The 24,013-nt window shown below is 69.0% G+C and carries 23 protein-coding genes, 1 pseudogene and 1 riboswitch; of the genes and pseudogenes, 17 read left to right on the forward strand and 7 right to left on the reverse strand.

Annotated features, from left to right (window positions below):
* Nucleotides 1-32 precede the first annotated feature (32 nt).
* Entirely contained in the window at nt 33-2,045 is a 2,013-nt protein-coding gene (locus tag ABSY19_RS06985; RefSeq protein ID WP_382160565.1) for a spermidine synthase, read from the forward strand.
* 49 nt (nt 2,046-2,094) lie between these two features.
* Here the strand turns inward: ABSY19_RS06985 and ABSY19_RS06990 are convergent, their stop codons facing one another.
* A complete protein-coding gene (locus tag ABSY19_RS06990) occupies nt 2,095-2,646 on the reverse strand; it encodes a glycine zipper 2TM domain-containing protein (protein WP_382160568.1) in 552 nt (183 codons plus the stop codon).
* 93 nt (nt 2,647-2,739) lie between these two features.
* A riboswitch (TPP riboswitch) is annotated at nt 2,740-2,854 on the forward strand.
* A gap of 117 nt (nt 2,855-2,971) precedes the next feature.
* Between ABSY19_RS06990 and thiC the strand changes: the two genes are divergently transcribed.
* The 10 genes and pseudogenes from thiC (at nt 2,972) to nadE (ending at nt 12,664) form a co-directional block, all read left to right on the forward strand.
* Entirely contained in the window at nt 2,972-4,840 is a 1,869-nt protein-coding gene (gene thiC, locus ABSY19_RS06995; protein WP_382160572.1) for a phosphomethylpyrimidine synthase ThiC, read from the forward strand.
* Nucleotides 4,841-4,850: 10 nt separating this feature from the next.
* A pseudogene (locus ABSY19_RS07000) lies at nt 4,851-5,078 on the forward strand (DUF1653 domain-containing protein); the annotation flags it as partial.
* Between the two features lie 87 nt (nt 5,079-5,165).
* Nucleotides 5,166-5,306, forward strand: a complete 141-nt coding sequence (locus ABSY19_RS07005) for an oxidoreductase-like domain-containing protein (protein WP_382163719.1) — start codon at nt 5,166-5,168, stop codon at nt 5,304-5,306.
* A 126-nt stretch (nt 5,307-5,432) separates the two neighbouring features.
* Complete coding sequence (locus ABSY19_RS07010; RefSeq protein WP_382160574.1) at nt 5,433-6,494, forward strand: 3-oxoacyl-ACP synthase III family protein; 1,062 nt, start codon at nt 5,433-5,435, stop codon at nt 6,492-6,494.
* On the forward strand, nt 6,487-6,756 hold the full coding sequence (locus tag ABSY19_RS07015; protein WP_382160577.1) for an acyl carrier protein: 270 nt from the start codon (nt 6,487-6,489) through the stop codon (nt 6,754-6,756). The genes ABSY19_RS07010 and ABSY19_RS07015 overlap by 8 nt, the downstream gene beginning before the upstream one ends.
* Entirely contained in the window at nt 6,743-7,894 is a 1,152-nt protein-coding gene (locus tag ABSY19_RS07020) for a hypothetical protein (protein WP_382160580.1), read from the forward strand. Before ABSY19_RS07015 ends, ABSY19_RS07020 begins: the two co-directional genes overlap by 14 nt.
* Before the next feature lie 30 nt (nt 7,895-7,924).
* Nucleotides 7,925-9,865: an asparagine synthase (glutamine-hydrolyzing) gene (gene asnB / locus ABSY19_RS07025; protein WP_382160583.1), complete on the forward strand. Its 1,941-nt coding sequence runs from the start codon at nt 7,925-7,927 to the stop codon at nt 9,863-9,865.
* Nucleotides 9,862-11,391 (forward strand): class I adenylate-forming enzyme family protein, encoded by a 1,530-nt coding sequence (locus tag ABSY19_RS07030; protein ID WP_382160585.1) that lies wholly within the window; start codon nt 9,862-9,864, stop codon nt 11,389-11,391. The genes asnB and ABSY19_RS07030 overlap by 4 nt, the downstream gene beginning before the upstream one ends.
* Nucleotides 11,392-11,435: 44 nt before the next feature.
* Entirely contained in the window at nt 11,436-11,693 is a 258-nt protein-coding gene (locus tag ABSY19_RS07035) for an acyl carrier protein (RefSeq protein WP_382160587.1), read from the forward strand.
* A complete protein-coding gene (nadE, locus tag ABSY19_RS07040; protein WP_382160589.1) occupies nt 11,693-12,664 on the forward strand; it encodes an NAD(+) synthase in 972 nt (323 codons plus the stop codon). The genes ABSY19_RS07035 and nadE overlap by 1 nt, the downstream gene beginning before the upstream one ends.
* Before the next feature lie 28 nt (nt 12,665-12,692).
* Here the strand turns inward: nadE and ABSY19_RS07045 are convergent, their stop codons facing one another.
* The 3 genes from ABSY19_RS07045 to ABSY19_RS07055 all read right to left on the reverse strand — a co-directional run bounded on the left by ABSY19_RS07045 (nt 12,693) and on the right by ABSY19_RS07055 (nt 15,498).
* A complete protein-coding gene (locus ABSY19_RS07045) occupies nt 12,693-13,154 on the reverse strand; it encodes a DUF6396 domain-containing protein (protein ID WP_382160592.1) in 462 nt (153 codons plus the stop codon).
* Nucleotides 13,155-13,161: 7 nt separating this feature from the next.
* The gene (locus tag ABSY19_RS07050; RefSeq protein WP_382160594.1) at nt 13,162-14,121 is read right to left on the reverse strand and encodes a type VI secretion system Vgr family protein; all 960 of its coding nucleotides are present in this window, start codon (nt 14,119-14,121) and stop codon (nt 13,162-13,164) included.
* A 282-nt stretch (nt 14,122-14,403) separates the two neighbouring features.
* Nucleotides 14,404-15,498, reverse strand: a complete 1,095-nt coding sequence (locus tag ABSY19_RS07055; protein ID WP_382160597.1) for a PA0069 family radical SAM protein — start codon at nt 15,496-15,498, stop codon at nt 14,404-14,406.
* Nucleotides 15,499-15,553: 55 nt separating this feature from the next.
* Here ABSY19_RS07055 and ABSY19_RS07060 point away from each other — a divergent pair, with 55 nt between their 5' ends.
* Genes ABSY19_RS07060 through ABSY19_RS07070 form a run of 3 tightly spaced genes read left to right on the forward strand, consistent with a single transcriptional unit; the run spans nt 15,554 to nt 17,737 of the window.
* Nucleotides 15,554-16,522: an ABC transporter ATP-binding protein gene (locus ABSY19_RS07060; protein ID WP_382160600.1), complete on the forward strand. Its 969-nt coding sequence runs from the start codon at nt 15,554-15,556 to the stop codon at nt 16,520-16,522.
* 2 nt (nt 16,523-16,524) lie between these two features.
* Entirely contained in the window at nt 16,525-17,286 is a 762-nt protein-coding gene (locus tag ABSY19_RS07065) for an ABC transporter permease (protein ID WP_382163721.1), read from the forward strand.
* 13 nt (nt 17,287-17,299) lie between these two features.
* Nucleotides 17,300-17,737, forward strand: a complete 438-nt coding sequence (locus ABSY19_RS07070; RefSeq protein ID WP_382160603.1) for a VOC family protein — start codon at nt 17,300-17,302, stop codon at nt 17,735-17,737.
* A 43-nt stretch (nt 17,738-17,780) separates the two neighbouring features.
* Here ABSY19_RS07070 and ABSY19_RS07075 read toward each other — a convergent pair whose 3' ends face one another.
* Nucleotides 17,781-19,307 carry an amidohydrolase family protein gene (locus ABSY19_RS07075; protein ID WP_382160606.1) on the reverse strand — a complete coding sequence of 509 codons (1,527 nt, stop codon included), beginning with the start codon at nt 19,305-19,307 and terminating at the stop codon, nt 17,781-17,783.
* Between the two features lie 202 nt (nt 19,308-19,509).
* Entirely contained in the window at nt 19,510-20,403 is an 894-nt protein-coding gene (locus ABSY19_RS07080) for a LysR substrate-binding domain-containing protein (protein ID WP_382160609.1), read from the reverse strand.
* 65 nt (nt 20,404-20,468) lie between these two features.
* On the opposite strand from ABSY19_RS07080, the gene ABSY19_RS07085 reads away from it, so the two are divergent.
* The 3 genes from ABSY19_RS07085 to ABSY19_RS07095 are packed head-to-tail and all read left to right on the forward strand — an operon-like array spanning nt 20,469 to nt 23,214.
* Nucleotides 20,469-21,836 (forward strand): acyclic terpene utilization AtuA family protein, encoded by a 1,368-nt coding sequence (locus ABSY19_RS07085; RefSeq protein WP_382160612.1) that lies wholly within the window; start codon nt 20,469-20,471, stop codon nt 21,834-21,836.
* Complete coding sequence (locus ABSY19_RS07090) at nt 21,833-22,198, forward strand: hypothetical protein (RefSeq protein ID WP_382160615.1); 366 nt, start codon at nt 21,833-21,835, stop codon at nt 22,196-22,198. The genes ABSY19_RS07085 and ABSY19_RS07090 overlap by 4 nt, the downstream gene beginning before the upstream one ends.
* Before the next feature lie 38 nt (nt 22,199-22,236).
* Nucleotides 22,237-23,214 carry a Bug family tripartite tricarboxylate transporter substrate binding protein gene (locus tag ABSY19_RS07095; protein ID WP_382160618.1) on the forward strand — a complete coding sequence of 326 codons (978 nt, stop codon included), beginning with the start codon at nt 22,237-22,239 and terminating at the stop codon, nt 23,212-23,214.
* 17 nt (nt 23,215-23,231) lie between these two features.
* Here ABSY19_RS07095 and ABSY19_RS07100 read toward each other — a convergent pair whose 3' ends face one another.
* On the reverse strand, nt 23,232-23,978 hold the full coding sequence (locus ABSY19_RS07100; RefSeq protein ID WP_382160621.1) for an SDR family oxidoreductase: 747 nt from the start codon (nt 23,976-23,978) through the stop codon (nt 23,232-23,234).
* Between the last annotated feature and the right edge of the window lie 35 nt (nt 23,979-24,013).

Consider the following 24,013-nt stretch of genomic DNA (forward strand, 5'->3'; position numbering starts at 1 on the left):
CTCCGGCATCGCGTCGCTCAGGACCCCTCACCATGCCTCTGTTCGCAGCCACGGTTTTCCTGTCCGCTTTCCTGCTGTTCCAGATCCAGCCCATCGTGGCCAAGATGATCCTGCCATGGTTCGGCGGCTCGTCCTCGGTCTGGACGCTGTGCATGGTGTTCTTCCAGGTGGAGCTGCTGCTGGGGTACGCCTATGTGCACCTGGTGCACGAGAAGCTCAGCCCCCGGCGCCAGCCCTGGGTGCACGGTGCGCTGCTGCTGCTCAGCCTGGCCACCCTGCCGGTGGTGGCCGACCCTTCCTGGAAGCTCGACGCCCAGGCGCACCCGACCTGGAGCGTGCTCGCCGTATTGGCCACCACCGTGGGCGTGCCCTACCTGCTGCTGTCCACCACCGGCCCGCTGATGCAGGCCTGGTACGCGCGCGCCTTCGTGGCCCGGGGCGCGCAGCCCTACCGCCTGTACGCGCTGTCCAACCTGGCGTCCATGCTGGCGCTGCTGTCCTACCCGGTGCTGGTCGAGCCGGCGCTGGCGGTGACACCGCAGGCCTGGGTCTGGTCGGCCGGTTATGCGCTGTTCGTGCTGGTCTGCGTGGCCACGGCGGGTTACACGGTGCGGCGCCAGAACAGCGCCACCGCCCACGCCGCACCGCTCGAAGACGCGCCCCGCCCCGGCTGGCGCGAGTGCCTGCTGTGGGTCGGCCTGGCGGCCACCGCCTCGATGCTGCTGCTGGCCATCACGCGCCACCTCACGCAGGACGTGGCACCCGTGCCCTTTCTCTGGGTGCTGCCGCTGGCGCTCTACCTGCTGAGCTTCATCCTGTGTTTCGACGCGCCGCGCTACTACGTGCGCCCGCTCTTCCTGGGTCTCCTGCCGCTGGCCTTCGTGGCCCTCGATGTCGCGATGAACCAGGGCCTGGACGTGCCGGTGCTGGTGGCCCTGCTGTGCGCGGCGGTGTTCGTGTTCTGCATGGTCTGCCACGGCGAGCTGGTGCGGCGGCGCCCGCCGCTGCGCCACCTCACGCTGTTCTACCTGATGCTCTCGGTGGGCGGCGCGCTCGGCGGCCTGTTCGTGGGCCTGCTCGCGCCGGTGGCCTTCAACGCCTACTTCGAGTTGCCGCTGGGCCTGTTCCTGTGCGCGCTGCTGATGGTGCGGGTGCTCTGGCCCGGGCTGCGCGGCCGCTGGCGCGCCGCCCTGCTGCTGGCCCTGCTGGTCTATGGCGCGCGCTTGGCCAGCCTCTCGCTGGACGATGTGCGGGGCTACACCGAGGTGGTGCGCAACTTCTACAGCCAGACGCGCATCGACGAGAGCGTGGACGAGGACGGCCTGGGCCCGGTGCGCAAGATGGTGCACGGCAGCATCACGCACGGCGAGCAGTACCTGAACCACCCCAGGCGCGCCACGGCCTACTACTGCGAGCGCACCGGCATCGGCCGCGCGCTGTTGAGCCTGCCCACCGACCGGCCGCGCAAGCTGGGCGTGGTGGGCCTGGGCGCGGGCACGCTCGCGGTGTACGGCCGCGCCGGCGACGAGATGCGCCTGTACGAGATCAACGACCAGGTGCTGGACCTGGCGCGGCGGCATTTCACGTTTCTGGCCGACAGCGCGGCGCGCACCCTGCCGGTGCTGGGCGACGGCCGGCTGATGCTGGAGGGCGAGCCCCCGCAGGCCTTCGACCTGCTGGCCATGGACGCGTTTTCAGGCGACTCGATTCCCACCCACCTGCTCACGCTCGAGGCCTTTGACGCCTACCTGCGCCACCTGCGGCCGGACGGGCTGCTCGCGGTGCACATCACCAACACCTACCTGGACCTGCGCCCGGTGATGGCCTCGGCCGCGTTGCACATGGGCAAGGTGGCGCTGCTGCTGGAATTGCCGTCGGGCCATGGCGACCCGTTCTGCCGGCGCTCCTCGTGGGTGGTGTTCGTCAACCCGGCGCAGGCGGCGAACCTGCCGCCGAGTCTGCAGGGGGCTCAGGTGCTGCAGCCCCGGCCGGGCTTCCGGCCGTGGACGGACACCTTCTCCAACCTGTTCGACATCCTGATCTGAGGGCCCGCTCGGCGCCGTTGCATTTTCTTGCAACTGCGCCGCGCCGCCTTCACGACTTCGCGTCGGGCGGCGGCGTGATCACCACCTGGCCGTCCTTCACCGGCAGCGTCGCGCCGGGCTTGAACGAGGTGCGCACCGTGCCGTCCTTGCCGTCCAGGCGGTAGGTCACCTGGTAGCCGCTGAGCTTCTGCGTCTTTTCGTTGATCGTCTTGCAGCGCCGCTCCACCGAAGCGACCGTGTCCTTCTGCTGCATGTTCTTCTGCACCTGGTTGCCGGCGTAGCCACCAGCCGCCGCGCCGGCCACGGTCGCCAGCGTCTTGCCGTTGCCGCCGCCGATGGTGCTGCCCAGCAGGCCGCCGGCCACGCCGCCGATCACCGTGCCGGCGATGCGGTGCTGGTCCTTCACGGGGGCCTGCCGCTGCACCGCCACGTCCTCGCAGCGTTCGCGCGGCGTGACCACGGTGGCCATGACTTCCTTCACCTCGACAACCTCGGCGACTTTGGGTTTCATCAGCGTCTGGTAGCCGGTGACGCCGCTGGCGCCGATGACGACCGTGGCGAGACCGCCGACGACCAGTCCCTTCATCATTGATTTGTCCATGTGCTCATCCTGCCTTTCTGAGGAATCGATCTTGCCGGGCAATCTATCGCTGTTCTGTCGTCTTCTTGTGACAAAGCGTGTCCGCGTACACTCCCCTCTGCTCCGGGGTGCACGGACTCGAAAGGGTCCGGCGCTGAGACGGCTGACCAGCCGAACCCGTGAACTTGATCCGGTTAGTACCGGCGAAAGAAGAGCGCATGCCCCACGGCGGCATGCGGGCATAGCCCTTCCCCCGGCGGAAGGGCGGCGCCCGCGCACGCGGTCACTGGGGCGGTCCTCCGGAGCACTCATCCATGCCCATCCACCGGAACCGGAGACCGCCACCATGAACGCCCCCGACAAGATCCCCACCGCCTCGCTCGCGCTCAGCCGCGAACCCTTTCCCGCTTCCCGCAAGATCCACGTGCCCGGCCAGCTGCCCGGCGTGAGCGTGCCCATGCGCGAGATCGCGCTCACCAACGGCGAGCGCGTCGTGGTGTACGACACCTCGGGCCCTTACTCGGAACCGACGGCCGCGATCGACGTGACGCGCGGCCTGCCCGAGGTGCGCGGCGCGTGGATCGCCGCGCGCGGCGACACCGAAACCTATGAGGGCCGCGCGCGCCAGGCGCTGGACGATGGTGTGAAACACGAAGCGCGCGATGCCGAGCGCATCGAGGCCTTGCGCGCCTCCGCCATCGGCCTGCAGCGCACGCCGCGCCGCGCGCGCACCGGCTCGAACGTGACGCAGATGCACTACGCGCGCCGCGGCATCGTCACGCCCGAAATGGAATACGTGGCCGTGCGCGAGAACGGCAAGCGCGAATGGATGGCCGAGTACCTGGGCGATGCGGCGCGCGAGGCGCGCCTGCGCGGCAACCCCATGGGCGCGCGCATCCCCGAGATCATCACGCCCGAGTTCGTGCGCGACGAGGTGGCGCGCGGCCGCGCCATCATCCCGGCCAACATCAACCACCCCGAGGTGGAACCGATGGCGATCGGCCGCAACTTCCTGGTCAAGGTCAACGCCAACATCGGCAACTCGGCCGTCACCTCCAGCATCGAGGAGGAAGTGGACAAGCTGGTGTGGGCGATCCGCTGGGGCGCGGACAACGTGATGGACCTCTCCACCGGCCGCAACATCCACACCACGCGCGACTGGATCGTGCGCAACTCGCCCGTGCCCATCGGCACGGTGCCGATCTACCAGGCGCTGGAGAAGGTGGGCGGCGTGGCCGAGGACCTGAGCTGGGCGATCTACCGCGACACGCTGATCGAGCAGGCCGAACAGGGCGTGGACTACTTCACCATCCACGCCGGCGTGCGCCTGCCCTTCATCCACCTCACCGCGAACCGCCGCACCGGCATCGTCTCGCGCGGCGGCTCCATCATGGCCAAGTGGTGCATCACGCACCACCAGGAGAGCTTTCTCTACACGCACTTCGACGAGATCTGCGAAATCATGAAGGCCTACGACGTGAGCTTCTCGCTCGGCGACGGCCTGCGCCCCGGCAGCGCGGCCGACGCCAACGACGAGGCCCAGTTCGCCGAATTGAAGACCCTGGGCGAACTCACGCAGACCGCGTGGAAGCACGACGTGCAGACCATGATCGAAGGCCCGGGCCATGTGCCGATGCACCTGATCCAGGCCAACATGCACGAGCAGCTCAAGCACTGCCACGAGGCCCCGTTCTACACCCTGGGCCCGCTCACCATCGACATCGCGCCCGGCTACGACCACATCGCCTCGGCCATCGGCGCGGCCATGATCGGCTGGATGGGCACGGCCATGCTCTGCTACGTGACGCCCAAGGAGCACCTGGGCCTGCCCGACCGCGACGACGTGAAGCAGGGCCTGATCGCCTACAAGATCGCCGCGCACGCGGCCGACATCGCCAAAGGCCACCCCGGCGCCCGCGCGCGCGACGACGCCATGAGCAAGGCGCGCTTCGAGTTCCGCTGGCACGACCAGTTCAACCTCGGCCTGGACCCGGACACCGCGCGCGACTTCCACGACGAGACCCTGCCCAAGGACAGCAGCAAGGAAGCCCACTTCTGCAGCATGTGCGGGCCGAAGTTCTGCTCGATGAAGATCACGCAGGACGTGCGCGACTACGCCGAACAGGGCATGGCCGGCAAGTCGGCCGAGTTCAAGGCCGCGGGCGGCGAGTTCTACGTGCCCGTGTCCTCGATCCCCGTCAAGGCCGGCGCCTAAACTCCCCGCCATGACCGACGACGACCTGCCCCCGTTGAACCCCACGCCGCCCGGCCTCTACCGCCACTACAAGGGCGGCTGGTACGAGGTGCTGGACACCGTGCGCTGCAGCGAAACCCTGCAGGGCATGACCCTGTACCGCGCGCTCTACGGCGGCTGGGGCCTGTGGGTGCGGCCGGCGGCGATGTTCGCGGAGGTGGGCACGTTCGAGGGGCGCGAGCAAGCACGCTTCACGCGGCACGACCCGGCCGGCGTGCCGCTGGCCGACCTGCCCACCGCGCAGGCGCTCGTCGCCCACCTGCGCGGCCTGGCGCAGCGCCGGGGCATGGACCTGGACAGCGCCCTGCGCCCGCCGCCGCCCGAGCCCGACACCTGCTGCGGGCGCGGCTGCAACGGCTGCGTCTGGGAAGGCTTCTACACCGCCCTGCACCACTGGCGGGAGGACGCGCTGGCCCGCCTTTTGTGACATTTGACCGGCCCCGGGCCCTGGCGGCGCCTCGGCCCGGGGCCCTTCCGTATACTGGTCGGGGTACCAAACCAGCGCCCCGCCTCAGCGCCCAGGGGACGCGACCGAATCAAAGAGGGAAGTCGAGTGAGTCAATCGAACATCGGCGGTTTCCGCATCGCAGGCATCAGCACGTGCCTGCCTCCGATGGTCGTGGACAACCTCGACCCGGCCCTGGGCTTCCCGCCGGAGGACGTGCGCAAGGTCGTGGCCATGGCCGGCGTGCGCGAACGCCGCGTGGTGGACCCGTCCATCACCTCGGCCGACCTGTGCCACCGCGCCGCCACGCGGCTGATGGAACGCCTGGGCTGGGCGCCCGAGAGCGTGAGCGCGCTGATCTTCGTCACCCAGACGCCCGACCATTTCCTGCCCTCCACCAGCTGCCTGCTGCAGCAGCGCCTGGGCCTGCCCGACACCTGCGCCGCGTTCGACGTCGGCCTGGGCTGCTCCGGCTATCCCTATGGCCTGTACATCGCGGCCGCCATGCTGCGCGCCGGGGGCCACCAGCGCGTGCTGATGCTGCACGGCGAAACGCCCAGCCGCTTCGTGAGCCCCGAAGACCAGGCCACCGTGCTGCTGTTCAGCGACGCCGGCTCGGCCACCGCGCTGGAGCTCGACGACACGCCCGGGGCCGGCGGCCAGTTCGTGCTGCACACCGATGGCAGCGGCGCCAACGGGCTGATCCTGCGCGGCGGCGCCTTTCGCGACCGCGAGCCGGCCAACCCGCGCCACCACTTCCTGGAAATGGACGGCGCGGCCATCTTCAACTTCACCATCAAGCGCGTGCCCCCGCTGATCGCCGAGACGCTGGCCTTCGCGGGCAAGACCGTGGCCGACGTGGACGCCTTCGTGTTCCACCAGTCCAACCGCTTCATCATGAAACACCTGATGAAGAAGAGCGGACTGCCGGACGACCGGGTGCCGATGTCCATCGAGGACAGCGGCAACTGCGGCGGCCCCTCGGTGGCCGTGGCCATGACGCGCCGGCTCACCCCGCCCGCGCCGGGGCAGCGGCTGCACTGGATGCTGCTGGGCTATGGCGTCGGACTGTCATGGGGATCGGCCATGATCCAGATCGACGACCGCGCCGTGCTGCTGCACGACGACGGTGAAGGCCTGTCATTGAATCGAGGTGCCACCGATGAGTGAGAAATCCAAGACCCAGGTGTCCGTGAGCGATGCCCTCGCCATGCTCGCCGAGTGTTTCAACCTGCCCGTGGAAGACATGCACGCCGACCTGCAGCGCGACGCCATCGACGACTGGGATTCCATGGGTGCGCTCATGCTCATGGCCGAACTCGACGAGCGCTTCGGCATCGAGCTCACGGCCGAGGTCTCGCGCGAGATGACCCGCATCGGCGATGTGCTGGCCTTCCTCAAGGTGCACGGGGTGCTGAGTGAAAACGCCTGATGTGCGGCGCTCCGTGGCGCCCGCGCCCCGCCTGCCCGAGCACGAGAAGCTCGGCCGGCTGGTGGCGCGCAGCCTGGGGCTGGACGCCACGGCGCTGCAGCTCGGCCTGAACCCGGCCCTGCTCGCCGACCTGCCCGAGGTGATCGCGCTGCGCCGCGAGCACCTCAACGGCGGCTGGGACGACGACACCTACCTGCGCTGGCGCTACCGGCTCGGGCGCGCCAGCGGCGGCTTTGGCGACCTGTGGTGCCTGCGCGCCAAGGGCCGGCTGCTGGCCATCATCGGCGTGGAGGAACTGCGCGTCGAGCACGACGGCCAGCTGCACGCGGGCGCCCAGGTGATGGACCTGCTGGTGCGCCCCGAGACGCAGGAGTCGGGCCTGGGCATCTGGCTCAACCAGGCCATGCTCGCGCGGTACGACTTCACCCTCGCGGTGGGCGCCAACCAGAACTCGGCCGGCATCGTGCGCCGCATGTTCGAGCCGCTGCCCTCGCGCCTGACCTTCACCCACCCGCTGGACCTCGCGCCCTTCGTGCGCCGCCGCTGGCCGGCCGTGGCCGGCCTGCCCCTGGCCATGCGCGTGGCCAACGGCGGCCTGGCCCTGCGCCGGCTCGCGCTGCGCCGCCACCGGCCGCGCGGCCTCACGCTGGAAAACACCACCCAGCTCGACCCGGCACTGGCCGTGCCCGACACCCTCGATCCGGCCAGCGTGCACCTGCGCCGCGACAGCAGCTACCTGCAGCAACGGCTGCTGGGCAACCCCCGGCGGTCGCTCGTGGTGCGCGTGGCGCGCCGCGAAGGCAAGGTGGTGGGCCTGATCGCCTGGGCGATGGAAACCGACGACAAGGGCCGGCCCGAGTTGCACGTGATCGACTGGCACCACGACAACGACGCCACCCTGATGGGCCTGCTGCACGACGCGGTGCGCGAAGCCGCCGCCCGGCGCTGCAGCTGCGTGCGGCTGAACCTGCAGGACAGCGCCACGCAACGCGTGGCCGCGCGCGCCGGCTTCCTGCCCTCGCGCGACGACGAAGGCCGCCTGTGCGGCGTGCAGTCGCGCGACCCGGCCCTGGCCAGGCGCCTGGCCAAGGCCCGCTGGGGCCTGACCGACGCGAGCGACGACAGCGATGCGCTCTGACCCGCCACACCGCGCTGCGAGGGCCTGAACATGTGCGGCATCGCAGGCCTCTTCAGCCCCCGGCGCCCGCCCGCGCGGGCCGAACTGGACGCCATGATCGGCACGCTGGGCCACCGCGGCCCGGACGGCCGGGGCACCTGGGTCGAAGGCCCGATCGGCCTGGCCCATGCGCGGCTCGCCATCATCGACCCCGAAGGCGGCGCCCAGCCCATGGGCAGCGCGGACGGCCGCGTGCAGCTGGTCTTCAACGGCGAGATCTTCAACTACATCGAGCTGCGCGAAGAGCTGCGCCAGGCCGGCCACCGCTTCGCCACCGACTCCGACACCGAGGTGCTGCTGCACGCCTACCAGGCCTGGGGCGATGCCTTTCTCTCGCGCCTGAACGGGCAGTTCGCCCTCGGCCTGTGGGACGGCCCGCGCCAGCGCCTGCTGCTGGCGCGCGACGGCGTGGGCATCCGCCCGCTGTTCTGGACGCGCGTGGGCCCGCGGCTGGCCTTCGCCTCCGAAGCCAAGGCCCTGTTCGCGCTGCCTGAGGTGCCGCGCGGGCTGGACCCCGCCGGCCTGGCCGCCAGCTTCGGCTGGTGGGCGCCGCTCGCGCCGCGCTCGGCCTTCGAAGGCATCCACTGCCTGCCGCCCGGCCACTGCCTGGTGGTGGACGCGCAGGGCGAAACGCTCACGCGCTGGTGGGACTGGGACTTCCCCGTCACCGACCCCTTCGCGCCGGTGGACGAAGACGCGCTGGCCGACGAACTGCACGCCCTGCTGGTGGACGCGGTGCGCCTGCAGCTGCGCGCCGACGTGCCGGTGGGCGCCTACCTCAGCGGCGGGCTGGACTCGTCCATCCTCACCACCATCATCCGCCGCCACACCGACACGCCGCTGCGCAGCTTCTCGCTCACCTTCGACGACGCCGAGTTCGACGAAAGCGAACACCAGCAGGCCATGGTGCGGCACCTGAACACGCAGCACTCGTCCATCGGCTGCGGCCGGCACCACATCGCCGCCGAATTCGCGCGCACCGTGTGGCACGCCGAGACCCCGCTGGTGCGCACCGCCCCCACGCCCATGCTGCGCCTGGCCGACAGCGTGCGCGCTGCCGGCTACAAGGTGGTGCTCACCGGCGAAGGCGCGGACGAGGTCTTCGGCGGCTACGACCTGTTCAAGGAAGCCAAGATCCGCCGCTTCGTCGCGCAACTGCCCGACTCGCCGCGCCGCGCCCGCGTGGTCGAGCGGCTCTACCCCTGGCTCGCGCGCTCGCCCGGCGGCTCCAACGCGATGTCGCAACGCTTCTTCACCGACAGCACCGTGCCCGGCGACGACGCGACCTTCGCGCACCAGACCCGCCTGTCCACCACGCGGCGCGCCTGGGCCTTCTTCACGCCCGAACAGCAGCAGGCCCTGGCGCGGCACGACCCGGCCGCCCAGCTGCGCGCGCGCCTGTCCGAGCGCTTCAGCCAGTGGCTGCCCATGGCGCGCGACCAGTACGTGGAAGCGCACACCCTCATGAGCGGCTACCTGCTCGCCGCGCAGGGCGACCGCATGGCCATGGCCGCGTCGATCGAAGGGCGCTACCCCTTCCTCGACCCGCGCGTGATCGCCTTCGCCAGCCGTCTGCCGCCGCGCCTGAAGATGCGCGGCCTGTGCGAGAAGCTGCTGCTGCGCAAGGCCTTCGCGCACGAGCTGCCGCCGCAGATCGGCCGCCGCACCAAGCAGCCCTACCGCTCACCCGACAGCGCCAGCTTCTTCGAGGCCGGTAAACCCCTGCCCTGGGTGGCCGAGCTGCTGAGCGAGGCCAGCGTGCGCGACGCCGGCCTGTTCGACGCGCCCGCCGTGGCCCGCCTGAGCGCCAAGTGCGCGGCCGGCCGCGCCATCGGCTTCGCCGACAACATGGCCTTCGTGGGCGTGCTCTCCACCATGCTGCTGCACGGGCAGTTCGTGCGGCCCGCCACCCCGGCGCTGGAGCTGGCATGAGCGCACTCGCCTTCCTGCCCGGCCCCTTCGTGCACAGCGCCTTCGATGCGCGCTGCCTCGAAGTGCCCGACAAGACCGCCGTGATCGTCGCCGACCGCGACGTCAGTTACCGCGAACTCAACGAGCGCGTGAACGGCGTCGCCAATGCGCTGCACGCCGCCGGCATCGGCCTGGGCGACCGCGTGGTGCTGCTGCTCGACAGCGGCGTGGACTACGTGGCCGGCCTGCACGCGGTCTGGCGCCTGGGCGCCGTGGTGGTGCCGCTGGGGCCGCAGACCAAGGCCGCCAAGCTCGCCCACGTGCTGGCCGACACCGGCGCGCGCGCCCTGCTCACCCAGGCCTCGCTGGCCACGGCGTGGGCAGCGGCCTTGGCCGACACGCCCCAGGCACCCCTGGTGTGGGCCCAGGGCGACACGAACGCCCAGCCCTGGCCGCAGCCCACCACCACGGCCACGGCCCATGCCGGGCCCGCCAATCCGGGCGACCTCGCCGCGCTCATCTACACCTCGGGCACCACCGGCGTGCCCAAGGGCGTGATGCTCAGCCACGCCAACATGCTCGCGGCCTGGCGCGCGGTGCAGGCCTACCTGCACCTGGCGCACGACGACGTGATCGGCCTGGCCCTGCCGCCCACCTTCAGCTACGGCCTGTACCACGTGCTCATGGGCCTGGGCATCGGCGCCACGCTGGTGCTGGAGAACACCGCCGCCTTCCCCATGCGCTTGCTGCAGCGGCTCGCCGCGCAGCGCGTCACCGTGTTCCCCGGCGTGCCCACGCTGTGGGCCAGCCTGCTCGCGCTGGACCTGAGCGCGCACAACCTGAGCGCGCTGCGCCTCATCACCAACGCCGCCGCCGCCCTGCCCGCCGCGCACACCGCGCAGCTGCGCGAGCGCCTGCCGCACGCGCGGCTGCTGCTGATGTACGGCCTCACCGAATGCATGCGCGCGAGCTACCTGCCGCACGAGGAAGTGGACACCCGGCCCGAGAGCGTGGGGCGCGGCATCCCGCACCAGGAACACTGGCTGGAAGACGAGAGCGGCCAGCGCCTGCCCCATGGCAGCACCGGCGAACTGGTGGTCTGCGGCGCGCACGTGAGCGCGGGCTACTGGAACGCGCCCGCCGGCCAGCCCAACCGCCTCTCGCCCGGCCCGCGCCCGGGCGAGAACACCCTGCGCACCGGCGACGTCTTCCGCAGCGACGCCGACGGCTGGCTCTACTGCGTGGGCCGCACCGACGACATGTTCAAGTCGCGCGGCGAGAAGGTCTACCCGCTGGAGGTGGAACACGCCATCTGCGAACTGCCCGGCGTGCGCGAAGCCGCCGTCACCAGCACGCCCGACGAGCGCCTGGGCCTGGCCGTGAAAGCCTTCGTGCGCCTGCGCGAGGGCGCGACGCTGAGCGAACGCGAGATCGTCCGCCACTGCCTGGCCCGGCTGGAGAGCTGGATGGCGCCCAAGACCGTGGCCTTCGTCGACGAGCTGCCGCTCACCGAGTCCGGCAAGCTGCGGCGGCGCGACCTGGCCTGACGTTTTCTTCTTTCAACCTTGCAACCCCCAACGGAACCCCATCCATGAGCACCATCAAAGCCGACGTGCGGCGCTACATCGAAGAGAACTTCCTGCTCGGCGCAGGCGCCGTCTCGCCCGGCGACGACGACTCCTTCCTCGAGCACCAGGTGCTGGACTCCACAGGCTTCCTGGAGCTGGTGGCGCACCTGGAAGAGACCTACGGCTTCAAGATCGGCGACGACGAGATGGTGCCGGAGAACCTCGATTCGCTGAACGCCATCGAGGCCTTCGTGCAGCGCAAACAGCAAGGGGCGGCCTGATGAGCGCCGTGCCCCTGGGCCCCGAGTCCCTGGCGCTGGACTGCGAGGCCGAACTCCAGCGCATCTCGCAATGGATTCCGCAGGTGCTCACGCAGAAGCTGCGCCGGCGCGGCCTGGTGGTGGCCATCAGCGGCGGCATCGACAGTTCGGTGTGCGCCGCGCTGTCGGTGCGCGCGCTGGGCGCCAAAAAGGTGTTCGGCCTGCTGCTGCCCGAGCGCGACTCCAGCGGCTTCAGCACCGAGCGCGGCCGCCAGTTGGCCGAGCACCTGGGCATCGAATACCAGGTGCACGACATCGCGCCCGCGCTCGAAGCCCTGGGCTGCTACCAGCAGCGCGACGAAGCCATCCGCCGCGTGGTGCCCGCGTACGGCGAAGGCTGGAAGAACAAGATCGTGATCGCCGGCGGTGTGGAAGGCGGCATCAACTTCTTCAAACTCGTCGTGCAATCGCCCGACGGTGAACAGCAAAGCGTGCGCCTGCCGCTGCGCGAGTACCTGCAAATCGTGGCCGCCACGAACTTCAAGCAGCGCGTGCGCAAGACCATGGACTACTACCACGCCGACCGGCTCAACTACGCCGTGGTGGGCACGCCCAACCGGCTGGAATACGACCAGGGCTTCTTCGTGAAGAACGGCGACGGCTCGGCCGATCTCAAACCCATCGCGCACCTCTACAAGACCCAGGTCTACGCCATGGCGCGCCACCTCGGCCTGCCCGACGCGATCTGCAACGCCGTGCCCACGACCGACACCTACACCCTGCCGCAAGGCCAGGACGAGTTCTACTTCGCGCTGCCGTACGCGCAGATGGACATCGCGCTGTGGGCGCTGGAACACGGCCGCTCGGCCGAAGAACTCGCGGTCGCGCTGAAGATGACGCCGGCCCAGGCGCAGCGCGTGTACGACGACATCCGCGCCAAGCGCCGCGCCACGGAGTATCTGGCGGCGGCGCCGGAGTTGCTCCCGGGCTGAAAACCGACCAGCGCACGCGCCCGCACGTTCATTCGATCTCGGGAGGAGGAACGAGCAATTCCTCGGCGATGGGATGCAGAGGATGAGCGGGATCTGCGAGAGCGGCCCTCCCTCGCCAGGGCTGGGGCGCGAGGCGCACGCCTTTGGCCGCATCGATCAGGCTCTGGGGATGGCCGTCCCACTGCGGCAGCTGGGCCGGAGGCAGGGGCAACACCTTGTCGAGGTTGGGGAAACGCAGGTCGGGGTTGCGGGCGAGGGCATCGCCCAGCGCACCGTAACGTTCGGCGCGGATGTTGTCGACCGCATTGCCCACAATGGGTTGACCTGCGCTGAACTTGACCGAGAGGGAGTCGGCCGCATTTGCACTGCCAAACTTGACCGCGCTGTGAAGCGCCTCCAAGGCTCGACCGTAATCTTCACCTTCGCTTTTGTTATCGCCGTTGGTCATCACCCCCAGTTCAAATGCGGCCTGCCCATGGCCTTGGGCCATGCCGCATTCAAGCATCTTGAGTGCGACCTTGGCTGTGGTCGCTGCCGGTGATCCCGGGCTGGCCGTGCGCGGCGGCTCGATCTCCCCGCCACAGGTACACCTCCTGGTTCGCGTGCCCGGTCTGCCTGGGCCCCTGGGCGTTGACCTCGAGCAGCGCCCCGGGGCGCGTGTAGTCGAAGTCCCGGCTGGCGTAGCGCCCGCTGGTCAGGCGCTGCACCGGGCTGAAGCCGTGGATGTACTCCCGGTCGATCTTGTGGCCCAGCGGGTGGTACGGGATGCGGTGGTAGGGGCTGGCTCCGGGCTCCTGCCCGGGCTGCACCGCCTGGAACGCGCCGTTGTGGTCGCTCCAGATCAGCCGGTGCACCCCGGCGCTGTGCTCGAAGTGGTGGTTGATGCCCCATTCCTGCATCAGGCGGCTGACGAATTCGTAGTCGCTCTCGTTGTACTGCACCGTGTAGTCGCGCCGCGGGTAGCGCTCGATCAGGCGCTTGTCCGCCGCGAACGGGTACTCCCCCAGCACCGCCTCGATGATCTCCACCGGGCTCTGGTCCTGGAAGACCTTGCAGTCGGTGCTCAGCGTGGCCAGGTGCAGCCAGGGCCGAAGGGTGAACTCCACCAAGGCGTGGCGCCCGGACTCGCCGATGTACCGGGCTTCGGTGATCAGGCCCGAGATCTCCCGCACCCCTGCGCCCTGGTTCACGCCGGCGCCCCCGGGCACCCCGGGCACGAAGCTGCCCTGGCCTTCGAGTTCGAGGCAGCAGGTCAGCTCGCGGCCGATGAAGCGGTTGAGGTCGAGATGATTCCCAGCACCGCCCTCCGGGCTCTGCAGCACCAGCCGGTACTCGAACAGCGCGTTGATGCCCTCTTCGCCTTCGAGCTTCAGGGGCTCCAGCAAGGGAGCCCCGTTCACCTCGGGAATCGCCGCGCTTCGGATCGTCAGCCCACGCCGGGGGGTCGATGGGGTCATGGCAGTCCTCCTGAATGTTCTCGTTGAGATGGCGACGCATGCTCGGCCACCCTCAACGATTCATCCAAGGTCGGACTTCACTGGATTGACGAATGGCCCCAATGTGATCACCCCACCAAAACCGCAACCCATTCCGCCAACTCCGCAGTTCGATGATCGAATTCATCGCCCCATACCGACGCGCGAATGGACACCCGCCGCGGGAAGCTCGGCAGAGGGTGCTGTGGTGTCGGAAGACCACAACACTTCAGCGCCTCAAGCGCCGAAGCGCGCCGTGCCCCGCTAGAACAGTTCCTGCTGCGCCCGCAGCGCCTGCGGCTTGAACTGCGAGGTGTCCAGCGGCTCGCGCTCGGTGTTGAAACCCAGGCGCGCGCAGGTCTTGTCGAAGCGCTGGCGGATCAGGTCGGCCCAGATGCCGCTGCCGCGCATGCGCTGCGCGAAGTCCGCGTCGTAGTCCTTGCCGCCGCGCATTTCCTGCACGCGCGCCATCACGCGCAGGGCGCGGTCCGGGTAGTGCAGGTCCAGCCACTGGCGGAACATCGGGCTCAGCTCCCAAGGCAGGCGCAGCACGGTGTAGAAGGCGCGGCGCGCGCCGGCGTCCCACGCGGCTTCGAGCACCTGCTCCATGTCGTCGGTGATGAAGGGGATCTGCGGCGCCACGCTCACGCCCACCGGAATGCCCGCGTCGGCCAGCGTGCGCAGGATGCGCAGGCGCCGGTGCGGCGCGGCCGCGCGCGGCTCCAGCGCACGGGCGAGCTTGCCGTCGAGCGAGGTGATGGTCACGTAGACCGCCGCCAGGCCTTGCGCGGCCAGGGGCGCGAGGATGTCGATGTCGCGCTCCACGCCGCTGCCCTTGGTGACGATGGCCAGTGGGTGTTTCGCCTGCGCCAGCACCTCGAGCGCGGCCCGGGTGAGCCTGAGTTCGCGTTCGATGGGTTGGTAGGCGTCGGTCACGGTGCCGATGGCCAGCAGGCCGGGCACGTGGCGCGGGCTGGCGAGTTCGCGCCGCAGCACCTCGGCGAGGTTGCGCTTGGCGATGATCTTGGTCTCGAAGTCCAGGCCCGGCGAGAGGTTGAGGTAGCTGTGCGTGGGCCGCGCGTAGCAGTACACGCAGCCGTGCTCGCAGCCCCGGTAGGGGTTGAGGCCGAGCATGAAGCCCACGTCGGGTGAGTCGTTCCTGGTGATCGCGCTCTTGCAGTTTTCCCAGGTCACCTGGGTGGCCGGGGGCGGCACCTCGCCCCGCGCGAGTGCGGCCTCGTCCAGCGCGCCCCAGCCGTCGTCGAACGCCTGGCGCTCGTCGCGCAGGAAGCGGTGCGGCTGCTGGTGGCTGATGCCCCGGCCCTTGATGGCCTGAATCGGAATGTGGACGTTCGGCATGGAACGACCACTGTACACAAAAACAGTGCTAGAGTGTGGCGCTTCAGGAGGCTCCATGTCCCTTTCTTCCCAGGCGGTGAACACCGCCGACCCCATCGTGTCCGTGCGCGGCGTGAGCAAGACCTACGCGGGCGGTTTCCAGGCACTCAAGCGCGTCGATCTCGACATCCGCCGGGGCGAGATCTTCGCCCTGCTCGGCCCCAACGGCGCGGGCAAGACCACGCTCATCAGCATCGTCTGCGGCATCGCGAATGCGAGCGAAGGCGTGGTGATCGCCGATGGGCACGACACCGTGCGCGACTACCGCGCGGCGCGCGCCGCCATCGGCCTGGTGCCGCAGGAACTGCACACCGACGCCTTCGAATCCGTCTGGGCCACGGTGAGCTTCAGCCGGGGCCTGTTCGGCAAGGCGCCCGACCCGGTCTACATCGAGAAGGTGCTGCGCGATCTCTCGCTCTGGGACAAGAAGGACAACAAGATCCTCACGCTCTCGGGTGGCATGAAGCGGCGCGTGCTGATCGCCAAGGCGCTGTCGCACGAGCCCAAGATCCTGTTCCTCGACGAGCCCAGCGCGGGCGTGGACGTGGAGCTGCGGCACGACATGTGGCGCATGGTGCGCGAGCTGCGCGACCGTGGCACCACCATCATCCTGACCACGCACTACATCGAGGAAGCCGAGGACATGGCCGACCGCATCGGCGTCATCAACCAGGGCGAACTCATCGTGGTGGAAGACAAGGACGTGCTCATGCGCAAGCTCGGCAAGAAGCAGTTGGTGCTCACGCTGCAGCACCCGCTGGAGCGCGTGCCCGAGGCGCTCGCGCGCTGGCCGCTCGAACTCTCCGGCGCCGGCCACACGCTCACCTACACCTTCGACACCCAGAAGGACGAAACCGGCATCGCCGAACTGCTGCGCACGCTGCACGCGCAGGGCATCGACTTCAAGGACCTGCAGTCCAGCGAAAGCTCGCTCGAAGACATCTTCGTGAGCCTCGTCCACAAGAAACAGGAGGCCCGCGCATGAGCCTGAACATCCACGGCATCAAGGCCATCTACCGCTTCGAGATGGCGCGTACCTTCCGCACCATCACGCAGAGCATCCTCGCGCCGGTGCTCACCACCTCGCTGTATTTCATCGTCTTCGGCACGGCCATCGGCTCGCGCATGGGCGACATCGACGGCGTCACCTACGGCGCCTTCATCATCCCTGGCCTGGTCATGCTCTCGCTGCTGAGCGAGAGCATCTCCAACGCCTCGTTCGGCATCTACATGCCCAAGTGGTCGGGCACCATCTACGAATTGCTGTCCGCGCCGGTGTCGTGGATCGAGGTGCTGCTGGGGTACGTGGGCGCGGCGGCCACCAAGTCCGTGATGCTGGGCCTGCTGATCCTGCTCACGGCGCGCGTGTTCGTGCCGTACCACATCGCGCACCCGGTGTGGATGCTCGGCTTCCTGCTGCTCACCGCTGTCACCTTCAGCCTGTTCGGGTTCATCATCGGCCTGTGGGCCGACAACTTCCAGAAGTTGCAGGTGATCCCGCTGCTGGTGGTGACGCCGCTGACCTTTCTGGGCGGCGCGTTCTATTCCATCAGCATGCTGCCGCCGCTGTGGCAGACGGTCTCGCTGGTCAACCCGGTGGTCTACCTCATCAGCGGCTTCCGCTGGGCCTTCTACGGGGTGGCCGATGTGCACATCGCCGTGAGCACAGGCATGACGCTGGTGTTCATGGCGCTGTGCCTGGGTTTCATCTGGTGGGTGTTCCGCACCGGCTACAAGCTGCGCCGCTGACGGAGCCCCGCCCATGAAGCCCGGCATCAGCGTCATCACCCTCGGCGTGGACAACCTCGAGCGCGCAGTGGCCTTCTACCGCGATGGCCTGGGCCTGGCCACCAAGGGCATCATCGGCACCGAGTTCGAGCACGGTGCCGTGGCCTTCTTCAATCTGCAGAACGGCCTGAAGCTCGCGCTCTGGCCGCGCCGCAGCCTGGCGGCCGACACCGGCCTGCCGCTGCTCTCGCCCACCGCGCAGGCGTCGAGCGCGCTGGAACTCTCGCTGGGCCACAACGTGGACTCGCGCGAGGAAGTGGACGCCGTGATGCGGCAGGCCACCGAAGCCGGCGCGCGCATCGTCAAGCCCGCGCAAGAGACCTTCTACGGCGGCTACGCCGGCCACTTCCAGGACCCGGACGGGCACCTGTGGGAAGTGGTGTTCAACCCGGGGCTGGCGGAGCTGGGTTGAAAAAGCAAACGCCTCACCCGCACGGCGAAGCCAACGCGAAGACTCAAGTCAAGGCATCCACTTTGCTCATCCACGCGGGCTGGTATCCCTCAGGCATGCGGCCTTTCTTTTCCAGCCAGCGCATGTAGTCTTGAATGCGCGCCCTGTTCGCACGCCCCTTCTGGAGTCCCAGAAACTCCGCGGCATTCAGGCCGAACACCCTGTTCCGGCTGGACGCCGGAACCAGCTCCATCAAGTCCGTCAAGTACGCCGGCCCGATCGTTGCTACCTCGGCCATGTGCCAATCGGAACCGTAAATGCTTTGTTGCGACAACACTTTGTTGTCCTCATACAGCTTGGTGAACTGGGACCGCAATGCCTTGCGGCGGCCCGAATCGCTGTCGAACAGACCAGACTGGATCGAGAGGTCGGCATAGAGCGAAGGATGATCGGACATGGCCTGAAGCAAGTTGTTCATCCAGGGATGCCAATAGCTGTGACTGGAAAATGCACCGCCGAAATGTCCCAGGCAGATGCGCAATGGTTTGGCGGGATTCCGGCGTTTCATCTGCTCCAGCACGGCGGCCCACTGCAAGGGGGCGTATAGCCACTCCTCGGGCGCCACCCCTTCAGGCTTCATGCACGCCGCATAGGCTGGTATGCCAGGACTTCCATGCGTCAGGATGGGCACCTCGTTGTCTGCGCAGTACTCGAACAGCTCCCACAGCGCCCTGTCCAGACGATCGCCGTACCGCTTGCGGTATTGATCGACCTGGACGCTTCGGTTCCGCTTCGAGTTGGGACAAGCCAGCTTGGCATTCCCACCGGGCCCATAACCCACCGAGGGATGCAGCTTCACGCCAACAAAGTTCCTGTCCTTGATCGACTTCTTCACCAGGCCCAATGGCGTCAGTCTTTCCTCGCGATGTTGCAGGTCTGCCTGGCGTTGCGGATGAAAGGACACCATGGGCAAGATCCTGCCGAAGGTGGCCTGACTGATTCTTTCGTAGACCACCGACATCGTGTCGTTTTCCGAGTACCAGTTTTCAGCACCTTCGTAGAAGTCCACCATGGATGGGGTGAACAGATCGACCGTTGGGTACTCATGCATCATCCGGACCGTGTTGGCCAGCCGACCATTCATCATTCCCGCCAACGGTTTGGCACCTCCACTCGGCGAAGAAAACTCGTACTCGGTGCCAAACACCTTGGTGCGATCCGTCGGTCCTGGAAGACAAAAGGCTTCGGGTTGGCGGAGCCAGGTCTTCTGGTTTCTGGCGATGAACTCAAGTTCACTGGCCATGGTGTGGGTGTTCAGGTAAGCGCTGGCATACCCCAGTTGGGCAAATGCACTGACCACCAAGGCGCCAATGGATCGGTTTTCGTCCAGCTCCAGAATTCTGCGTTTGACGAACGCATCCCTGTCGACATCCCTCACATTCAGAATATGGCAATGCACGTCCACCACCAGTCTGTCTGAAGACTTGTGCGCCTGGCAACTCGGTGGCTTGAAGCTCAACGCGCGCGACGCTGTCGAGGCAAGCAAACCACCCACCAGGGACCCGAGCAATGACCGGCGATCCACAACCATCGCGCACCTCCTCTGATGATCTCGTTTTGCAGCGAGATGATGGAGGGCAGCTTAGGGCGGCGACTGCGGAATTGGAATCCCCAAGTTTGAGGACCAATCCGCTCGTACCGCATTCAGACTGTTGAAGCGGCAACCACAGCGCGGACACGATTGAGAGAAAACCGCGCCCCTCCACCGTGGCGGGGCCTGTCTGCGCTCGCCCTCACGACGGCCGGTGCTTCATCAGCAGGCTGTGAAGCCCCTGCGCCGCCGAGGACAACGCACGGTCCGCGCGGCGCACCAGGAACACCTGCCGCTTCAGCCCGGCCGACTTGATCTGGCGCGCGCCCAACCCGGGCTGCTCGAAGTGGAACAGCGTGAGCGAGGGCACGATGGTGATGCCCAGGCCCGCGCGCACCATGCCGGCCACGGTGCTGAGCTGCTCCAGCTCCATCACCGTGCGCATGCGGTGCGGGTAGATCGCGGCCTCGACGTACTGGCGCACGCTGCTGGAACGGGCCAGCTGCACCATCGGGAAGGCATGCAGCTCGGCCAGGCGCACCGCGCCCGCACCGGCCGCGAGCGCGTGGCCCTCGGGAAACACCACATGGAAATCGTCCGAGCAGAAGCGCTCGGTGTGCAGCTCGGCCGCGTCGGTGCGCGATGAGGCCAGGGCGAAGTCCGCCCGGCCGGCGCGCACCCGCTCCAGGCATTCGTCGGACAGCACGTCGGCCACATCGAGTTCGATGCCGGGGTGGGCCTGGTGGAAGCGCGCGAGCAGGGGCGGCAACCAGCCGGCCGCGAGCGAGGGCAGGATGGCGATCGCCACCCGGCCCCGGCGCCGCGCCACGTGGTCGCGCACCCCTTCGATGGCGGTGTCGGCGTCCTTGAGCAGTCGCAACGCGGCGTCCAGAAAGGCCTCGCCCTCGGCGGTGAGCTCGACGTGGCGCGTGGTGCGCTCGAACAGGCGGCCACCCAGGTTGGCTTCCAGCGACTGGATGAGCGCGGAGAACGCGGGCTGGGACAGGTGGCACAGCGAGGCCGCGCGGGTGAAGTTGCGCTGCTCGGCCAGCGCCACGAAGGCGCGCAGTTCGCGGGTGGACAGATTGATCTGCATTTCAGATCAATATATCTGAAGTTTGAGTTTCACAGCATGAGTTCCCGGCGCCTACAGTGCGCGGCATGGCAAACACAACGGTGATTCACGTGGGCTCGGCCGCCGGCTTCTCTGGCGACCGCACCGACGCCGCCGGACCGGTGGTCGATGCGCTCATCCAGACCGGCGGCCCGGCCTGCCTGATCTTCGAAACCCTGGCCGAGCGCACGCTGGCGCTGGCGCAACTGGCGCGGCTGCAGGACCCGGACGGTGGCTTCGAGCCCATGCTGGACGAGCTGGTGCGGCCCGTGCTCGCGCGCTGCCTGGCGCACCGCATTCCCATCGTGAGCAACTTCGGCGCGGCCAACCCGCTCGGCGCGGGCCGGCGCATCCAGGCCATCGCGCGCTCCCTGGGCCTGCGCGAACCCCGCGTGGCGGTGGTGCACGGCGACGACGTGGCCCACCGCGTGGCGGACACGCTGATGTCGGCCGACCTGGCGGCGCAGCTGGCGGGCCGCGCCGTCATCAGCGCCAACGCCTACATCGGCGCGCAGCCCATCGCCGATGCGCTGCGCGCGGGCGCCGACGTGGTGGTGACCGGCCGCGTCGCCGACCCGTCGCTGGTGCTCGGACCGGCGCTGGCCCACCATGGCTGGGCCCTGGACGATTGGGACCGGATCGCGGGCGCCACCATGGCCGGCCACCTGCTGGAGTGCGGCGCGCAGGTCACGGGCGGTTATTACGCCGACCCCGGCGTGAAGGACGTGCCGGATCTGGCGCGGGTGGGCTACCCCATTGCGGCGATCGCGCAGGACGGCAGCTGCACGGTCTTCAAACCCGAGGGCACCGGTGGCAGGGTGGACGGGCACACCGTCAAGGAACAGCTGCTCTACGAGGTGCACGACCCGCGCGCCTACCTCACGCCCGATGTGGTGGCCGACATCACCGAGGCCCGCGTCGAGCAGGTGGGCCGGGACCGGGTGCGGCTCAGCGGCGTGCGCGGCCATGGGCGGCCCGACACGCTGAAGGTGAACGTGTGCTTCGAGAGCGGCTGGCTGGCCGAGGGCGAGATCTCCTACGCCGGCGTGCGCGCGGAGCAGCGCGCCAGGCTCGCCGCCGAGGTGCTCACCCAGCGCCTGAACGGGCTGGGCCCGCTGCGCATCGACCTGATCGGCGTGGCCAGCGTGCTGGCCGACGACCAGGGCCGCTGGCTGCAGCACACCGATCCCGGCTCGGCCACCGACGTGCGCTTGCGCGTGGCCACGCGCCACGCGGACAAGGCCATGGCGCAGCGGCTGATGCGCGAGGTGACGGCGCTCTACACCTGCGGCCCGGCGGGTGGTGGTGGCGTGCGCACCGCGCTGCGCCCCACCCTGGGCACCGCCTCCTGCCCCATGGACCGCGCGCTGGTGCCCACCGGCTTTCGCCTGCTGGACGAAGGAGACGGCGCATGAGCACGCCCTTCCTCACCGTGCCCCTCTGGCGCGCCGCCCACGGCCGCACCGGCGACAAGGGCAACCGGTCCAACATCAGCGTGATCGCCTGGAGCGAGGCGCTTTACCCCTTGATCGTGGCGCAGATCACCGCCGAGCGCGTCGCCGCGCATTTCCGGCACCGCCAGCCCAGCCAGGTGGTGCGCCACCTGCTGCCCCAGCTGCACGCGATGAACTTCGTGCTGGACGACGTGCTCGACGGCGGTGTCAACGACGCCCTGAACCTGGACAGCCACGGCAAGGCCCTGTCCTTCCACCTGCTGGCGCTCGAACTCGAGGTTCCCGCCCACCTGGTTTCCCAACTGCACGGCCCCTCGGGCTGAGGCGCTTCTTCCTTCACCATCCACCCCAGGAGACAGACATGAACAACAGCCCCTTCACCCGCCGCCACGCCGTGGTCGCGCTCGCCTCGGTGCTGGCCCTGCCGGCCGCCTTCGCCCAGGCTTCGCTCACCACCAAGCCCATCACCTTCATCGTGCCCTTCGCCGCCGGCAGCGCCACCGACATCCTGGCGCGCGCGCTGGGCCAATCGGTCAGCGAGCAGACCGGGCAGCCGGTGGTGGTGGACAACAAGGCCGGCGCCAGCGGCATGATCGCGGCCCAGGCCGCGGCCAATGCGCCCAAGGACGGCCACACCGTGCTCATCACCACCAACACCACGCACGCGGCCAACCAGCACCTGTACAAGAAGCTCTCCTACGACCCGGTGAAGGACTTCGCCGCCATCACCGGCATCGGCAAGGGCGGCCAGATCATGATCGTGCGCGCGGACGCGCCCTACAAGAGCGTGGCCGACGTGCTGGCCGCCGCGAAGCAGGCGCCGGGCAAGCTGTCCTTCGGCAGCGGCAGTTCGTCCAGCCGCGTGGCGGGCGAGCTGTTCCAGCAGATGGCCAACGTCAACATCCTGCACGTGCCCTACCGCAGCAACCCCATGGGCATCACCGATCTGCTCGGCGGGCAGATCACCATGATGTTCACCGACGCCTCGACCGGCATGCCGCAGATCACCACCGGCAAGGTGCGTGCGCTGGGCGTCACCTCGGCCAGGCGCATGGCGTCGCTGCCCGACGTGCTCACCATCGCCGAAGCGGGCGTGAAGGGCTACGACATGGGCTACTGGTTCGCGGCCTACGCACCGGCCGGCACCCCGGCGCCGGTGGTGGCACGCCTCAACGAGCTGCTGCACAAGGCCATCGAAAGCCCGGCGGTGCGCCAGTTCTTCGCCGGCAGCGGCGGCGAGGTGTTTCCCACCACGCCCGCCGAGCTGGTGAAGTTCCAGGCCAGCGAGACCGACATGTGGGGCCGCGTCATCAAGGCCGCCGGCATCGAGGCGGAGTGAGCCGCACCGGGCGCGCGTCAGGCGGCCTGCCGGGCCAGCGCCACCGCGTCCGCGCCCGCCGGGTAATGCAGCCGGGGTGAGGCGTCGTTCGCGGCCAGCCACACGGCCTCGGCCACGTCCGACTCCACCGTGAAGGCCGAGGCCGAGCCCAGGGTGGCGAAGACACTCTGCGCATAGGGCGCGTAGGCCTCGGGGATCAGCCCCTGCATGCGCTGCGCGCCGTTCTCGGTGAAGCGCGTGGTGGGCGCGTAACCCGGCTCGACCAGTTTCACGCGCACGTTGAAGGCCTGCAGCTCGTGCGCAAGCGAGGCGGTGAAGCCTTCGATGGCGGTCTTGCTCGCGGTGTAGGCCGCCACCAGCGGCATGGGCGCGAGCGTGGCGCTGGAGGTGACGTTGACCACCCGCCCGGCGCGGCGTTCGCGGAACTGCGGCAGCACCGCCTGCGTCATCGCCATGGTGCCGAAGGTGTTGGCCTCGAAGATCTCGCGCACCGTGGCCAGGGGCGTGGCCTCGAAGGCCCCGAACAGGCCCAGGCCGGCGTTGTTCACCAGCACGTCGATGGGGCCGGCGGCCTGCAGGGCGCTGGCGATGCTGGCCGGGTCGGTCACGTCCAGCGGCAGGACGGTCAGGCGCTCCGAGGCTGGCAGCAGGTCCCAGCGCGGCGTGCGCATGGTGGCCACCACGTGCCAGCCCTGGGCGAGAAAGTGGCGCGCGGTTTCGAGGCCGTAGCCAGACGAGCAGCCGGTGATCAGAACGGTTTTCATGGAGAGGTCCTTGCAAATGAAGTGGAGAAGGTCGC

This window comes from Hydrogenophaga sp. ANAO-22 (genome assembly GCF_042466645.1).
GTDB lineage: Bacteria > Pseudomonadota > Gammaproteobacteria > Burkholderiales > Burkholderiaceae_C > Hydrogenophaga.

Coding starts and splice junctions, on each gene's coding strand:
- ABSY19_RS07060 (WP_382160600.1), top strand. CDS start 15,554: ATGTCCCTTTCTTCCCAGGCGGTGAACACCGCCGACCCCATCGTGTCC.
- ABSY19_RS07050 (WP_382160594.1), bottom strand. CDS start 14,121: ATGACCCCATCGACCCCCCGGCGTGGGCTGACGATCCGAAGCGCGGCG.
- ABSY19_RS07080 (WP_382160609.1), bottom strand. CDS start 20,403: ATGCAGATCAATCTGTCCACCCGCGAACTGCGCGCCTTCGTGGCGCTG.
- ABSY19_RS07090 (WP_382160615.1), top strand. CDS start 21,833: ATGAGCACGCCCTTCCTCACCGTGCCCCTCTGGCGCGCCGCCCACGGC.
- ABSY19_RS07075 (WP_382160606.1), bottom strand. CDS start 19,307: ATGGTTGTGGATCGCCGGTCATTGCTCGGGTCCCTGGTGGGTGGTTTG.
- ABSY19_RS07100 (WP_382160621.1), bottom strand. CDS start 23,978: ATGAAAACCGTTCTGATCACCGGCTGCTCGTCTGGCTACGGCCTCGAA.
- ABSY19_RS07015 (WP_382160577.1), top strand. CDS start 6,487: ATGAGTGAGAAATCCAAGACCCAGGTGTCCGTGAGCGATGCCCTCGCC.
- thiC (WP_382160572.1), top strand. CDS start 2,972: ATGAACGCCCCCGACAAGATCCCCACCGCCTCGCTCGCGCTCAGCCGC.
- ABSY19_RS07030 (WP_382160585.1), top strand. CDS start 9,862: ATGAGCGCACTCGCCTTCCTGCCCGGCCCCTTCGTGCACAGCGCCTTC.
- ABSY19_RS06985 (WP_382160565.1), top strand. CDS start 33: ATGCCTCTGTTCGCAGCCACGGTTTTCCTGTCCGCTTTCCTGCTGTTC.
- asnB (WP_382160583.1), top strand. CDS start 7,925: ATGTGCGGCATCGCAGGCCTCTTCAGCCCCCGGCGCCCGCCCGCGCGG.
- ABSY19_RS07035 (WP_382160587.1), top strand. CDS start 11,436: ATGAGCACCATCAAAGCCGACGTGCGGCGCTACATCGAAGAGAACTTC.
- nadE (WP_382160589.1), top strand. CDS start 11,693: ATGAGCGCCGTGCCCCTGGGCCCCGAGTCCCTGGCGCTGGACTGCGAG.
- ABSY19_RS07005 (WP_382163719.1), top strand. CDS start 5,166: ATGGACCTGGACAGCGCCCTGCGCCCGCCGCCGCCCGAGCCCGACACC.
- ABSY19_RS07070 (WP_382160603.1), top strand. CDS start 17,300: ATGAAGCCCGGCATCAGCGTCATCACCCTCGGCGTGGACAACCTCGAG.
- ABSY19_RS06990 (WP_382160568.1), bottom strand. CDS start 2,646: ATGGACAAATCAATGATGAAGGGACTGGTCGTCGGCGGTCTCGCCACG.
- ABSY19_RS07095 (WP_382160618.1), top strand. CDS start 22,237: ATGAACAACAGCCCCTTCACCCGCCGCCACGCCGTGGTCGCGCTCGCC.
- ABSY19_RS07055 (WP_382160597.1), bottom strand. CDS start 15,498: ATGCCGAACGTCCACATTCCGATTCAGGCCATCAAGGGCCGGGGCATC.
- ABSY19_RS07045 (WP_382160592.1), bottom strand. CDS start 13,154: ATGGCCCAAGGCCATGGGCAGGCCGCATTTGAACTGGGGGTGATGACC.
- ABSY19_RS07085 (WP_382160612.1), top strand. CDS start 20,469: ATGGCAAACACAACGGTGATTCACGTGGGCTCGGCCGCCGGCTTCTCT.